Source organism: uncultured Anaerococcus sp. (genome assembly GCF_963510575.1).
In the GTDB taxonomy this organism is placed as follows: Bacteria; Bacillota; Clostridia; order Tissierellales; family Peptoniphilaceae; genus Anaerococcus.
In genome coordinates this window covers 1-12,884 of record NZ_CAUPFR010000040.1, presented here as the reverse complement: position 1 = coordinate 12,884, position 12,884 = coordinate 1, and the positions used below count along the sequence as shown (strand labels likewise).

Below are 12,884 nucleotides of genomic sequence, written 5' to 3'. Positions count from 1 at the left end.
GCATAATATTATACGCTGAAATATATATAATAAAATAGTTTTGATATATTTTATCATAATAATTCTAATTTTTTACTAATAATAAAAATCTTTAAAGTCTATCTTATATGTTTTTTCTAAATTATTTTTGGTTCCATAAAGCAAAATTTAAAATATTGGTATAAAAAAGTAAATCATTGAATCCTTTAATAAAATTATTAATAACAATTTCTTAATTGGAATTTTAATATTTTTAACCAAGGGGTAGATTATAAGTAAAGGAGCTTGTTATGAATTTATTAGATAATTTAAAGATACTTGATTTTACTACCCTACTTCCAGGGCCTTATGCTACCTGGATGCTTGCAGAAATGGGAGCTGAAGTTTTGAAAATATCTGCTCCAGGCAGGAAAGACTTGGTCTTAGATTCCGAACCTCTTGCAAAAAATGGCCTTTCAGCTAATAGGGCCTGGCTAAACAACAAGAAAAAAGAACTTTTCCTAAACCTACAAGATGAAGCTGGTAAGAAAGAAATAATAAGACTAATCAAAGAAGAAGGTTATAATTGTATAATCGAACAATTTAGACCTGGAGTTATGGCTAAATTTGGCCTTGCCTACGAGGACGTAAGAGAAATCCAAGATGATATAATTTACTTAAGCCTTACAGGCTACGGTCAAGATGGACCTTATAAAGATAGGGCTGGTCATGATATAAATTTCCTTGCCTTATCAGGAATTATGGGACACTCTGGAAGGAAAGATGAAGGCCCTGTTCTTTATGGTATGCAGGTGGCTGATATGGCAGCTGCACAAAATGCAATTATAGGTATCCTTGCTGGCTTAAATAAGAGAAATGCTACAGGAAAGGGATCATATATAGATGTTTCAATCCTAGATAGCCTTATACCATATAACACCATGACTGGTGCTGGTGCAATGATGTCTAGTATAAATCCTGGTAGAGAAGAAAACTCCCTAAATGGTGGGTCACTTTATGATTTTTACCAAACAAAGGATGATAAATACCTAAGTGTTGGAGCTCTTGAACCAAAGTTTTTCGAAAAATTTTGTAAGCTTATAGGTAAGGAAGAATGGATTGAAGCTGGTTGCCTTTGCCCTGATTTTCTAGAAAAGAAGGAAGTATTAAGAGAAATATTTAAGGGGAAAACCAGAGATGAATGGGTAAATATCTTTGATGATGCAGATTGTTGCATAGAGCCAGTTCTAGATTTAAAAGAAGCTCTTTTAAATAGCAAAAATACAAAAATTAGAAACACAGTTAAGACCATAAACATCGATGGTGAAGATATATGTGTTTATGCAAATCCTATAAAATTTAAGTGAAATTATCAAAATTCCCATAAATTTTTCGAGATTATGAGCTATTTTCAATATTTGTAGTATAATGTTATAAGTATTTGGCAGTTGTCTAATGACGGCTGCTTTTTTTATTGAATTAGTAAAGGAAAAAATAGTGGAATTTAAAAAATTATATATATCAGAAGAAACATTAAGAGCAATAGCAGATATGGGATTTAAATCCCCTTCACCTATCCAAGAAGAAACCATCCCTCCCCTCTTAGAAGGCAAAGATGTTATAGGTCAGGCTCAAACTGGGACAGGTAAGACCGCAGCTTTTGCAATACCAATTATCGAAAAAATTGAGGCAAATGGCCTAACCCAAGCCCTTGTCCTTTGTCCAACAAGGGAGCTTTGTATCCAAGTAGCAAAAGAAATAGGAAACCTCGCTAAATATCATACAGGAATAAAGATCCTTTCTGTCTACGGCGGCACACAAATTGTAAAGCAAATCAAAACGCTTAAAAAGGGTATTGAAATTGTTGTCGGCACACCAGGCAGGCTTATGGACCTTATGAGAAGAAAAGTCCTCAAACTTGATAATCTCAAAATCGTAGTCCTTGACGAAGCAGATGAGATGTTTGATATGGGCTTTAGGGATGATATGAAATTTATCCTCGATGCCACTAATGAAGACAGGCAAACCTGCTTTTTTTCAGCAACTATGGGTAAGGAAATTACTGAATTTTCTAAAATTTATCAGCATAATCCTATTACAATTAAAATAAAGGCACAAGAATTAACTGTAAATAAAATTGACCAACACTTTATAAAATTAAAGGAAGCTGATAAAGAAGAAACCCTAACCAGACTTTTAGAAATCAACAAGCCAAGACTTGCCATTATTTTCTGCAATACCAAAAGAAAAGTTGACAGACTCGTAGAATCTCTTAGCAAAAAATCTTACCTGGTAGATGGCCTTCACGGTGATCTAAAACAATCTCAAAGAGATATGGTTATGAAAAAATTTAGGAATAATACCATAGATATTTTGGTAGCTACAGATGTTGCCGCACGTGGCTTAGACGTAGACGATGTTGATATGGTGATAAACTACGACCTCCCTCAGCTTGATGAATATTATGTTCACAGGATAGGTAGGACTGCCCGTGCCGGCAGAAGTGGGCTCTCCTATTCTCTTATTTCTGGAAGGGATAATGAAAGGCTTAAGGCTATCGAGAAATACACCAAGGCTACAATAAAACAAGCACAAATCCCTAGTCTAGTCCAGATGGATAGGAACCAAGAAATAGCTGTGGTTGAAGATATTATTGAAAAGCTTGAAATTTATACTGGTCTTGAGAGAGAAAAATCAATCCTCATTAGATTAATGGAAAAAGGTTACGATCCCTTTGTTATTTCCCAAGTCCTCTTGTCAGATAAACTAAACAAAGACAATCTAGACAACCACAAAAAAATAGTTGGTGTTGACACTCCAAAGGAAAAATCGACAGCTAATAAGAAAAAATCGACCAAGTATAAAGACGAAAACATGGCAACTCTCTTTTTAAACAGGGGCAAGATGGATAATTTCACCAAGGATAAGATAATAAAGGCCCTAAACAGGCTTGCCCATGTACCAAACAAAAAGATAGGCCAAATCAGAATTCAAAAATCTTATAGTTTTGTGGATGTAGAAAAAAGTGTGGTTTACGAATGTATAAGGACTATGAACAACAAAAAAATCGCTGGCAAAAAATTAAAAATTGAAGAGTCCCAAAACTAAAAAAAAATTAAAAAAATGATGAGCCAGGAAGAATCCTCACCAGCTCATCATTTTTTATTCAGTTTTTAAAACTTCTTTTCTCTTAGCCTTATTTTCCTTAGCTTTTTCTAAAAAATTTTCTTTTGCATAGGCAATGATATCATCTGATTCATAGATGGCCTTGCCATCTATAACCATGCAAGGCACTTGGACCTTGCCACCTACCGCGATTAACCTATCCTGGTTTTCATAGCCAGATGTCACATCTTCAGTACTATAGGATGGAAATTTTATAATGTCATTTTCCTTAAAAAAATTCAAAACTTTAAGGCAAAATGGACAATCCGGTTTAAAATAAAGTTCAAAATCCCATTCTCTTTTAATTTCTTTTCTCATAAAAATCCTTTCTTTCCATTCTCCTATATTTCTACCCTATTCTTCTTATAAAAAACTTTCTTTTAAAATTATTTCATTATAAAAGCAAACTAAGAAAAATCCTCAGTCTGCTCGCTTATCATTTTATATTATGTTTTTCCATTTTCTCTTTAAAAATATCTGTGATGATTTTTCTTAACTCTTCACGCTCTTTTTCAGGAAGATCTCCTGGCCTTTTAGCTACTTCAAAGAGTTCTGGATAATCATTTGCAATTCTTTCAATTGTCTTTGTAGTAGAATGGCTTCTAACAAAAAATGGAATTTTTTTAATCCATTCTTCTGGCACTAGGTCTAAGATCTTTTGGCAAGCTTCCTTATCAGTAATTTCTGCAGTTGAAAGTCCTTTTTTAATAGCATCTTGTTCTTTATCTGTAAAATCAAATAATTTCATATATCCTCCTTGATTAGTTTATTTCGTTATGTTAGTAGACAAAATATGTTAATAAGTTTGTTAATTCACCTCTATGCAATATTTTTACCCACTAATTACAAATCAATCATACACTTAGAAATTTTGGTATTTTTTTGACAAATTAATAATAAATAAAAAGACTATTCAATTTTCTAATATTTTTGACAAAAGATAAGGATCTTTGCCTTGGGTTTTCTTGCCATATTCAATAGCAGAAACAGGACATTTGGAAATGCAAGCTGCACAATGTGTACACTTCCCATTCCAAACTGGCCTGCCCTCCTTATAAGTAATATTATTTAATACACAAACTTTCTCACAAAGTCCACAAGATATACATTTATTGGTCGCATAAAATTTCTTATCCTTGGCTATAAATTTGAAAAATATAGGATTAATGACTCCTGATTGGAATTTTCCTACAAATCCAACTTTCTTTTTAGGAAAATCTTCCCTATCTTTTATGTATGATGCAACTTTTCCTAAGTCTTCTTTGCTTGCTTCAATTATCTTCTTGTTTACCTCTGGACTATCAAGATCAAAAAGCATAACATAATTTTCTGGCATCTTAAGTCCATAAAGCCCCTTGAAATTAAGACCTAGATTATCTAAATCGTCCTTAATATACTCATAGGCATTGCCAAAAGAATCCCCATAATCCATCACCACATAAAAGTCCCTGCTTCCCATAAAATCACAGGTTAGCAAGTAATTAGATAAGAATAAAGGGACCCTCCAAGAATAAGTTGGACAAACAAGGACAAATGGACTAGTGGATTCAAAAACACCAGTCCTGCCTTCTTTTATGTAAGAAAATAAGTCCACAACTTCATCCCCAAGCTCATCACCAAGAGATTTAGCCAAAAATTCGCTATTACCTGTAGCAGAAAAATATAAAATCATTTCTTCTCCTTAACTAATATCTATTTTAAAAGATTCCCTTAAAGGATTAAGAACTTTTAAAACATCACCTAGTTCGACTTCAGTAAGGCTTGTCAGATAAACTTCTCTCCCATAATGGGCACTGAAATAATTTTTACCAATTTCTAGAGTAAAAAATCGACTATAATAATCTATATCACCACAATTTACAACTTTGTAGCTTGCCTTAAAATCTTTTATCATTTCCCTATTTAATATACCTTCAAGATAAATTAGATTTTTATCATAACTAATTTTAAGGTCATTTCCATTAACGGTTAGTTTCTGTAAAATATTCTTCTGTTCTTTTTCTAAGCTTAATTTAAATTTTATACCAGGTTTTAAGAAAATTTCTATAATTTCTAGCCACCAGTTTGGATTTTTCTTATAAATTTCAAAATCGATTAAGAATATATCTAGATTTGTCATATTTTTCTAAGCAAGCCACCAAGTTCCATCTGGGCTTTGGTGGAGACTGCCAAGCTTCTCTTCTATAATATTTGAATCCAAGTCTTTTATAATTAGCTTATCATAATATTTGTAGTCTTCGCCTGCCATGTCATTCTCATCATCCCAACCTTCTTCTATCCAACGATTGATATAGATCTTTCCATCATCTATAAAAAGAACCGACTCGCTTCCAGCAAGTTTTACTGTTTTTCTGTAAGGATAATAAATTTCAAGCGTTTCAGAGTCTTGGCTTATTAAGTGGAGGTCTAATCCAACAAGTTCAAGATTATAGGTTGAAAGGTCTTTAATCTTGTAGTCAAAAATTTTTTCTAAAATTTCTCCTGGATAATACTTATAAATATTTGCAATGCCTTCGTTAAAGTCAACTTGCAAGATGTAAAATCTATTATCAATAAAAATCAACCTACCATAACTTATGTTCTTTTTTTGTTCAAATGGCAAGTAAACTTTTCCTGTTTGGTAGTCATAAAATCTTATCACAGATCCCTTATAAGACCCATCATGTTTAATGATGTCTTCAACCTCAAAACAATCGTTGGCGTCTGATGTGCCATAGGCAAAACGATTCTGGCCTGGGATTTCATCTATATAATCGCCTTTTACTTCTGAAAATTCTTTAAATATTTCTTTCATATTTCCCCTTCTATTGTCCATTTTAATTTAAGAGGGTGAATTTCTATCACATAGTAATCATCATCTATACCAGGATCTGGGAAAAATTCTGTAAGATCGATTGTGATATTTTTTAGCTTTCCTTTTCTAAAATAGTCCTTATTTCCAATAATAATATACTGGGCTCCCAAATATTCAATATAGCCCCCACTTGGCTCTCCTGGACTGATTTCGAAAGGCTTTTCTATGTCGACTCCTAGCTTATCTAAGTATTCTGCCAAATCTGGATAAGATTTCTTAATTTCTCTTATGTAATTTCTGCAATAAGCACAATCACATAAGTCATCAAAATCCCTATAAAATTCTCTAGTTTCTTCTACACTCATTTATCTAAATTCAAAGGTCCTTTCTTTGTCTTCATCTATTTCCCGTTTCACTAGCCCTTAGGGTGAGATATTTGTACTTGCCATCAAGGTAATCAAACAAAATAAAGTGATATTCTTCCCTATCATCTAGGCCATAAACGTCATAATTATAAATTTTCATAGCAAAAATTAATTTCATTTTCTATAGGATATATAATTTCTAATAAAAATTATCCCAGCAAGTGATAATGCAAGGCCAAGTCCTGTGTAGAAAAAGGCAATAAAGAAATCAGGTATTTTCCCGCTTGCACGTAGGCCAATTCCCATAGTCATCATAAAAGCCATAATCAAATAAGATTTAAGATCAAAAAAATTCCAAAATGGTCTTTTTTCTTCATAGGCTATGATTCTTTTTGTATGTTTTTCGCTCATCTTATAAAACATAGTTCCAAAAATTATGAAGATCAAAATGCTAAGGGCATACAAATACCAAATCTTTTCTACTAAGCCAAAAGATAAAATTCCAAGCCTTGCCACATTAAAACCTGCAATTAGCCACACTATGCCCGCTATCAATAATAAAGTTCTCTTTTTAACTTTCAAAATATACTCCTTTTTATAAACCACTTCTAAATCTTCCCACTAATACTAGCTCCAACAAAAGATCCAACAAGGGATATGATTCCATAGGCAAAAACATAAACAATCGCACTTTCATTATAAAAAATAAATATGGATGGGATAAATATAAGCATTACTAAAATTGGAAAAATCATAGTAAAAGAATTTTTAAAGCCGTAGGCCATGGATGTTAATAAACAAGCTAATGGTATTAATCCTAGTAAAATAAACATGCCAGAGCCGGTATCTATAATTAACATTGGTAATACATAAAATATTCCGATTAAAACCAGTAAATAGGGTAATATTTTTCTTAATTTTTCCATGACTTAACCTCCTGAATATATATTAATTATACCCAATAAAATATGGTCTAGCTTTTTATTGGCAAATATATTATAATCAAGTCAGGGAGGAGCTGGGTGTGGAAGAGAAAAGAAAACTTAAATTAATTATCGGCGCCTTTGTACTTTTGCTAGTTGTTGGTGTTCTTGGCTATATGCTTTTACTAAAAGTAGACTTTGTTGATGCCCTCTACATGACTGTCATAACTATTTCTACAGTCGGTTTTAGAGAAGTGGGCACAACTAGCGATGCATCTGAACTTTTTTCTGTTTTAATGATTTTTTTAGGCGTAGGCATAGTTGGTTATACTTTTACAACTGTTGTAGCCATGTTTGTTGAGGGAAAACTTGGAGATTTGTGGAAGGGAAGCAAGATGGATAAAAAAATTTCAGCTCTTACTAATCACTATATAATATGTGGATCAGGCGAGCTTGCAGAAGTCATTATAAATAAATTTATAAAAGAAAAATTAGACTTTGTAGTAATTACAAATAAACGTGAAGACCTAGATGATTACAGCCACCATGATATTTTGGTAGTTGAGGGTCAATCCACAGAAGAAATCGTCCTCGACCACGCAGGTATCATGAAAGCCAAGGGCCTTATTTCTACCCTAGATACTGAAGTTGATAACATTGTTACTGTCCTAACTGCAAGGAATATGAATAAGGATCTATACATTATTTCAAACTCCATAACAAAGTCAGGCAGCGATAAACTAATGAAAGTAGGAGCTAACAAGACACTTTCAGCTACAGAAATAAGCGGAAAAAGAATGGCATCTCTAATGATAAGGCCAAACATAATGTCATTTTTAGACGTAGTCACTAAAGTAGGAGATGTTGAACTTGACCTTGAGGAAGTAATTGTTAAAAGAGGATCTTACCTAGAGAACAAAAACCTAATAGAAGCCCAAATCCCAAACAAAACTGGCCTAATAGTCTTAGCTATCAAAAAATTTGAAGATGGAAAAATGATTTTTAACCCGCACGGGTCCTACACTTTTAAAATAGGTGACGTTTTAATAGTCCTGGGACAAGAAGAACAAGTTGATAAATTAAGAAATTTGGGTGATGAAAGCAAATAAAAAATATTAAAAAAGCCAAATCTCAAATCTTAAGTGTTTATAATTTCACTTTCCATTTGAACTTGGCTTTTAAATTTCACTTATTTTCGTTTGTATAGATTCTCTTGCCCTTTGGTGATTTTTTGGGGTAATCTAAAAATTTATTCAAGGCAGTAAACATTTCTTCACTTGTGACGTGTTCTAATAAGTCCGATTGGTCGTGGACTATTCCTCCATTAAGACCTAAGACATCTACTAGGAAGCATTCCCAAATCCTGTGTTTGGACAAGATTGCTTTGGCCTCCTTATCCCCTAAATCGGATAAATATATTTTAGTTTTTTCCTGAATAACTAGCCCATCTTCTATTAGCTTTTTAATCATTTCGCTTACAGACGGCCTGCTAATCGAAAAATAATCTGATATATTTTTATTGTTTGTATAGCCCTTATCTTTTGAAAGCCTGTATATTGCCTGAATGTAATCTTGTCTAATAGAGTTCATCTTTACCTCATAGTCCGTAATCTTTTAGCAAACTTATATATAGGATTCTACCCTTTTCAGTTAGTTTATAAATACCTTCATCTACCAATATCTTATTTTCTGCTATTAAAATCTGACTATATTTTTCTATATCTTCTTTTTTCCATGATAGGTGCCTGTAAATTGTTGCAAGACCTAATTCTTCTTTAGAATCTTTTTCTGATTGGTGGTTGCCTACATGGATTAAAAAGACATCTTTTTTGAATTCTATATGCTTTTTCTTGCGTGTAATTATTTTCATCAAAAATCCATTCTTATTAAATAAAAATGTGATTAAAAAGCTTATACCTGCCATGGTTGCAGACATGCCTGACATTGAAAGATTGTAATACATGGCAAGAACAAATCCTAAGATTGAATTTATTATGGCATATAGGACCGATATGATAATCATTGTTCTAAGATTTTTGCTTATTAAATAAGCACTCGCCGCAGGAGCGATTAGGAAGGATATTACCAAAATAGCTCCGACTGCCTCGAAGGCAACAACAGTTGTAAATGATGTAAGAGTCATTAATCCATAAAATAAAAGCACTTCAGAAAATCCTGCTATTTTTGCAAACTCTGTGTCGAATGTAGTAAGTTTTAATTCTTTAAAGAAAATCACTATAAAAGATAAATTTAATAATCCCATTACTGACATCTGCAAAAGTGATTTAGGAATTTCTACACCAAAAAAATTCATAGTATTTAGGGGAGCCATGATTACCTCACCCATTAGGACAACATCCACGTCCAAGTGGACATTTCTCGCATATTTTGTAATAAGAATTACTGCCAAGGCAAAGAACATCGGAAAGACAATCCCAACCGCATCGTCATTTTTAACCAGCTTGGTTTTAGAAAGAGATTCTATGGAAAATACTGTTATTACACCAAAAATCGCAGCACCAAAAACCAAATAAACAGAAGTAATTTCCTTTACGATAAAATAAGCAATTACAATACCTAACAAAATTGAATGGCTAATAGCGTCGGCAAGCATGGAAAGTCTTCTTAATACGAGAAAAACCCCAATTAAACTACAAGCTATTGCTGTAACCAAGAGAACCAACAAGGTTTGATAATTGCCTATAAAACAATAACTAAGAAAGTCCATCATAATTTTTCCTCACAATCATTTTACGCATTCCTCTTGGTCCAACTAGCATAGATATTAAAGAGATAAAGCTCATGATAAGAATAATTGTAGATCCTGTACTCATTCCATCATAGACTGTGGAAATATATGTTCCAACAAAGGCAGATATACCACCACAAAGACCAGCTATTATTAACATCACATGGAATTTATCAGTCCATTGAAGGGCTGTAATTGCAGGCACTATGAGCATAGATGAAATTAAAATCGCTCCAACAAGTTTTAGACCAGTTGTAATTAAAAGCATGGTAGCAAGCAAAATTACAGTATTCATCAAAACAGGGTTTATACCAATTGTTTTAGCGTAAACTTCATCAAATACATATACTTTTATTTCCTTATAGAAAGCTAAAAGGAGCAAAAGCGAAAATATTGAAACGACAAATATTATCTTAACATCATTTCTCATAATATATGAGGCCTGACCAAAAATATAATTTTTAAGTCCCGACTGAGAAACTCCAGCGTAAGTAGGGTTGCCTTGGATAAAAGATTTTAAAACCATGCCAAATCCAAAAAAACTTGATAATACGATTGCTAAAGTAGCATCAAGGTCTATCTTTGAATTATTAGCAATTATGTCAATTAAGAAAAAAGATATAGCCCCAGCTATAGCTGCTCCTAGTAGAAGTATGAGAGGAGATTTTTCCATTGACAACATAAAGGCGAGGACAATTCCCGGATAAGTAGAGTGTCCGATGGCGTCGCCGATTAGTGACTTGCCCTTTAAAACACTTATAGACCCAATTATGCCAGTTGCCATAGCTAAAATTACTGTGCCAAGGGCAACTATTATAAAAGAATAGTTTCTAAAAATATCCATAAGCTTACCTCACAAAGGCCTTATCTACATTTTCTTTTGTGAAAGCCTCAGAAACAGGTCCTTGAGCAATTACTTTTTTATTTAAAATAATAATATGATCGAAATATTTTTCTATGGTGTTAAGGTCATGGTGAACAACTATGGAAGTTTTTCCCTTCATTTGTGAATCTTTCATAAAATCAAAAATTACTTTTTCTGTGACCTTGTCAACACCAGCCAAAGGCTCATCCATAAAATATATGTCCGCATCTTGGCAAATGGCCCTAGCTATAAAAACTCTTTGCCTTTGACCACCAGAAAGTTCTGAAATTTGCCTATCTTCAAAATCTTGCATACCAATTTTTTCTAGAGCCTTCCTTGCAAGGACATAGTCATCCTTAGTTGGCCTTTTAAGCCAACCAAGGTGGACATATCTACCCATTAAGACAACGTCTAGGACTGTAGTAGGGAAATCCCAATTAACAGAAGCTGTCTGAGGAATATAAGCAATTTTTTTCTTAACCTCATCAAAAGGCTTGCCCATGATTAATACAGATCCAGATAATTTCTTTTGTAGGTTTAAGATTCCCTTAATCAAGGTAGATTTACCTGCCCCATTAGGACCAATTATAGCTGTTATCGAATTATTAATTATATCAATATCATTATCCCAAAGAACAGGTTTATCTGCGTATGCAATTGTCATGTCCTCTACTTTTATGATTACATCTTTCAAAATTTCACCTATTTCAAGTTTTCTACTATTAAATCAACATTGTGCTTATACATATCTATATATGTGTCGCCTGGTTGGCCTTCTGGTGCTAGGGAATCTGAGAAAAGTTCCTTTCCCTCGCCAGAAACAACTTTTACATCAAAACCCTTTGCCTTTACAGCTTCCCTTAATTTTTCCATCCTCATTGGGTCAGTTGTTGATTCTGCAAAAATTGCCTTAACCTTGTTCTTTACAATAAAGTTTACAGTATCTTCTATATCCTTATTTGCTACCTCACTGTCAGTAGAAACTCCTTGTGGAGCCTTAACTGGAATCTTATAAGCTCTTGAGAAATAGTTAAAAGCATCGTGTGGGGTAATCAAATACCTACTTGCTTCTGGAATAGAACTGATTTTTTCCTTATTTTCCTTATCTAATTCATCTAATTTTGCTAGATAAGCTTCTAGATTTTTTTGGATACTCTCTTTATCTTCTGGAAGAAGTTTCTCTAAATCTTCTGCAGCATTTTTTGTAGCTTCCTTGTAGAGATTAATAGACAACCAAAAGTGTGGGTCAACAACAACTTTTCCACCCTCTTCCATTTCGCCTATATCTTCTTTTTTGAAAGTTCTAGAAACTGCAGAGCCCTTCTTTTCGAGAACATCAACCATCTTGCCTTCGAAATGGAGACCATGGTATAAAAGCAAATCAGCCTTCTTAATCTTCTCCAAATCTTGTGGCTTAGCTGTATAAAGGTGTGGGTCTTCGCCAGCAGGAATAATAAGTTCCCTATCAACCTTATCTCCAACCAAATTACCTACCATGTCATATAAAAATGAAGTAGTAACAGTAACTATCTTTTTACCATCACCTTGTTTTGTAGCATCCGAATCAGTTTTATTTACATTTTTTGAACAAGAACTAGCAATAATAAGCATTGCTAGTGCCATTAATATTTTTTTAAATTTCATAATTCCTCCTCAATAATTATTAGGTGTACCTAACTGTTTATAGTATAGCCTGAGATTAGATTTTTGTCAATTATTTTTTGATAATAATTATCATTTAGATTTTCTTACGACAGATTTTAGTACTACCAAGAAATTATAAACCTAAACAAAAGCAAAAAAGAGCCTTTTAAGATCTAATAAATCTTAAAAAGCTTCTTTACATGTAATAATTACCTATTAAGTAAAAAAATAATTACCTTATATTATTTCTCATCTACGTCTATTAAGCTAAGGCTTATAGTTAAGACGAACAAAGATATGGAAAATAGACCATACAAAGGCAAGGTTTGAAAAATTCCTAGTTTCACTAATCCAGCCAGGCAATAGGTGTAAATTGAAATCCAAAATGTTATTAGTGGCCAGTCCTTATTGCGAGCTATGC

At 33.0% G+C, this 12,884-nt stretch carries 17 protein-coding genes; 3 read left to right on the top strand and 14 right to left on the bottom strand.

Annotated elements, in window-relative coordinates:
- The first annotated feature begins 269 nt into the window (after positions 1-269).
- Positions 270-1,325, top strand: coding sequence for a CaiB/BaiF CoA-transferase family protein (locus tag RQ907_RS04390; protein WP_311492179.1), 1,056 nt, complete (start codon positions 270-272; stop codon positions 1,323-1,325).
- Between the two features lie 130 nt (positions 1,326-1,455).
- A complete protein-coding gene (locus RQ907_RS04385) occupies positions 1,456-3,066 on the top strand; it encodes a DEAD/DEAH box helicase (protein WP_311492178.1) in 1,611 nt (536 codons plus the stop codon).
- A 54-nt stretch (positions 3,067-3,120) separates the two neighbouring features.
- Here the strand turns inward: RQ907_RS04385 and RQ907_RS04380 are convergent, their stop codons facing one another.
- The 9 genes from RQ907_RS04380 to RQ907_RS04340 form a co-directional block, all read right to left on the bottom strand.
- Positions 3,121-3,441: a glutathione S-transferase N-terminal domain-containing protein gene (locus RQ907_RS04380; protein ID WP_311492177.1), complete on the bottom strand. Its 321-nt coding sequence runs from the start codon at positions 3,439-3,441 to the stop codon at positions 3,121-3,123.
- A gap of 118 nt (positions 3,442-3,559) precedes the next feature.
- Positions 3,560-3,871, bottom strand: a complete 312-nt coding sequence (locus RQ907_RS04375; RefSeq protein ID WP_311492176.1) for a hypothetical protein — start codon at positions 3,869-3,871, stop codon at positions 3,560-3,562.
- A 165-nt stretch (positions 3,872-4,036) separates the two neighbouring features.
- Positions 4,037-4,795: an EFR1 family ferrodoxin gene (locus tag RQ907_RS04370; protein ID WP_311492175.1), complete on the bottom strand. Its 759-nt coding sequence runs from the start codon at positions 4,793-4,795 to the stop codon at positions 4,037-4,039.
- A gap of 9 nt (positions 4,796-4,804) precedes the next feature.
- Positions 4,805-5,242 carry a hypothetical protein gene (locus tag RQ907_RS04365; protein WP_311492174.1) on the bottom strand — a complete coding sequence of 146 codons (438 nt, stop codon included), beginning with the start codon at positions 5,240-5,242 and terminating at the stop codon, positions 4,805-4,807.
- 6 nt (positions 5,243-5,248) lie between these two features.
- Complete coding sequence (locus RQ907_RS04360) at positions 5,249-5,917, bottom strand: hypothetical protein (protein WP_311492173.1); 669 nt, start codon at positions 5,915-5,917, stop codon at positions 5,249-5,251.
- Positions 5,914-6,282 carry a hypothetical protein gene (locus RQ907_RS04355; RefSeq protein WP_311492172.1) on the bottom strand — a complete coding sequence of 123 codons (369 nt, stop codon included), beginning with the start codon at positions 6,280-6,282 and terminating at the stop codon, positions 5,914-5,916. Before RQ907_RS04355 ends, RQ907_RS04360 begins: the two co-directional genes overlap by 4 nt.
- Before the next feature lie 31 nt (positions 6,283-6,313).
- Positions 6,314-6,460, bottom strand: a complete 147-nt coding sequence (locus RQ907_RS04350) for a hypothetical protein (RefSeq protein WP_311492171.1) — start codon at positions 6,458-6,460, stop codon at positions 6,314-6,316.
- Positions 6,457-6,864 (bottom strand): hypothetical protein, encoded by a 408-nt coding sequence (locus RQ907_RS04345; protein ID WP_311492170.1) that lies wholly within the window; start codon positions 6,862-6,864, stop codon positions 6,457-6,459. The genes RQ907_RS04350 and RQ907_RS04345 overlap by 4 nt, the downstream gene beginning before the upstream one ends.
- A gap of 26 nt (positions 6,865-6,890) precedes the next feature.
- Complete coding sequence (locus tag RQ907_RS04340; protein ID WP_311492169.1) at positions 6,891-7,208, bottom strand: hypothetical protein; 318 nt, start codon at positions 7,206-7,208, stop codon at positions 6,891-6,893.
- 98 nt (positions 7,209-7,306) lie between these two features.
- Between RQ907_RS04340 and RQ907_RS04335 the strand changes: the two genes are divergently transcribed.
- Positions 7,307-8,314: an NAD-binding protein gene (locus tag RQ907_RS04335; RefSeq protein WP_311492168.1), complete on the top strand. Its 1,008-nt coding sequence runs from the start codon at positions 7,307-7,309 to the stop codon at positions 8,312-8,314.
- Between the two features lie 76 nt (positions 8,315-8,390).
- On the opposite strand, the gene RQ907_RS04330 is transcribed toward RQ907_RS04335, so the two are convergent.
- The 5 genes from RQ907_RS04330 to RQ907_RS04310 are packed head-to-tail and all read right to left on the bottom strand — an operon-like array spanning position 8,391 to position 12,463.
- A complete protein-coding gene (locus tag RQ907_RS04330; protein ID WP_037327740.1) occupies positions 8,391-8,795 on the bottom strand; it encodes a metal-dependent transcriptional regulator in 405 nt (134 codons plus the stop codon).
- A 7-nt stretch (positions 8,796-8,802) separates the two neighbouring features.
- A complete protein-coding gene (locus tag RQ907_RS04325; protein ID WP_311492167.1) occupies positions 8,803-9,936 on the bottom strand; it encodes a metal ABC transporter permease in 1,134 nt (377 codons plus the stop codon).
- On the bottom strand, positions 9,920-10,798 hold the full coding sequence (locus RQ907_RS04320; RefSeq protein ID WP_311492166.1) for an iron chelate uptake ABC transporter family permease subunit: 879 nt from the start codon (positions 10,796-10,798) through the stop codon (positions 9,920-9,922). The genes RQ907_RS04325 and RQ907_RS04320 overlap by 17 nt, the downstream gene beginning before the upstream one ends.
- A 4-nt stretch (positions 10,799-10,802) precedes the next feature.
- Positions 10,803-11,513 carry a metal ABC transporter ATP-binding protein gene (locus RQ907_RS04315; RefSeq protein WP_311492165.1) on the bottom strand — a complete coding sequence of 237 codons (711 nt, stop codon included), beginning with the start codon at positions 11,511-11,513 and terminating at the stop codon, positions 10,803-10,805.
- Positions 11,514-11,521: 8 nt separating this feature from the next.
- Positions 11,522-12,463, bottom strand: a complete 942-nt coding sequence (locus tag RQ907_RS04310; RefSeq protein ID WP_311492164.1) for a metal ABC transporter solute-binding protein, Zn/Mn family — start codon at positions 12,461-12,463, stop codon at positions 11,522-11,524.
- Between the last annotated feature and the right edge of the window lie 421 nt (positions 12,464-12,884).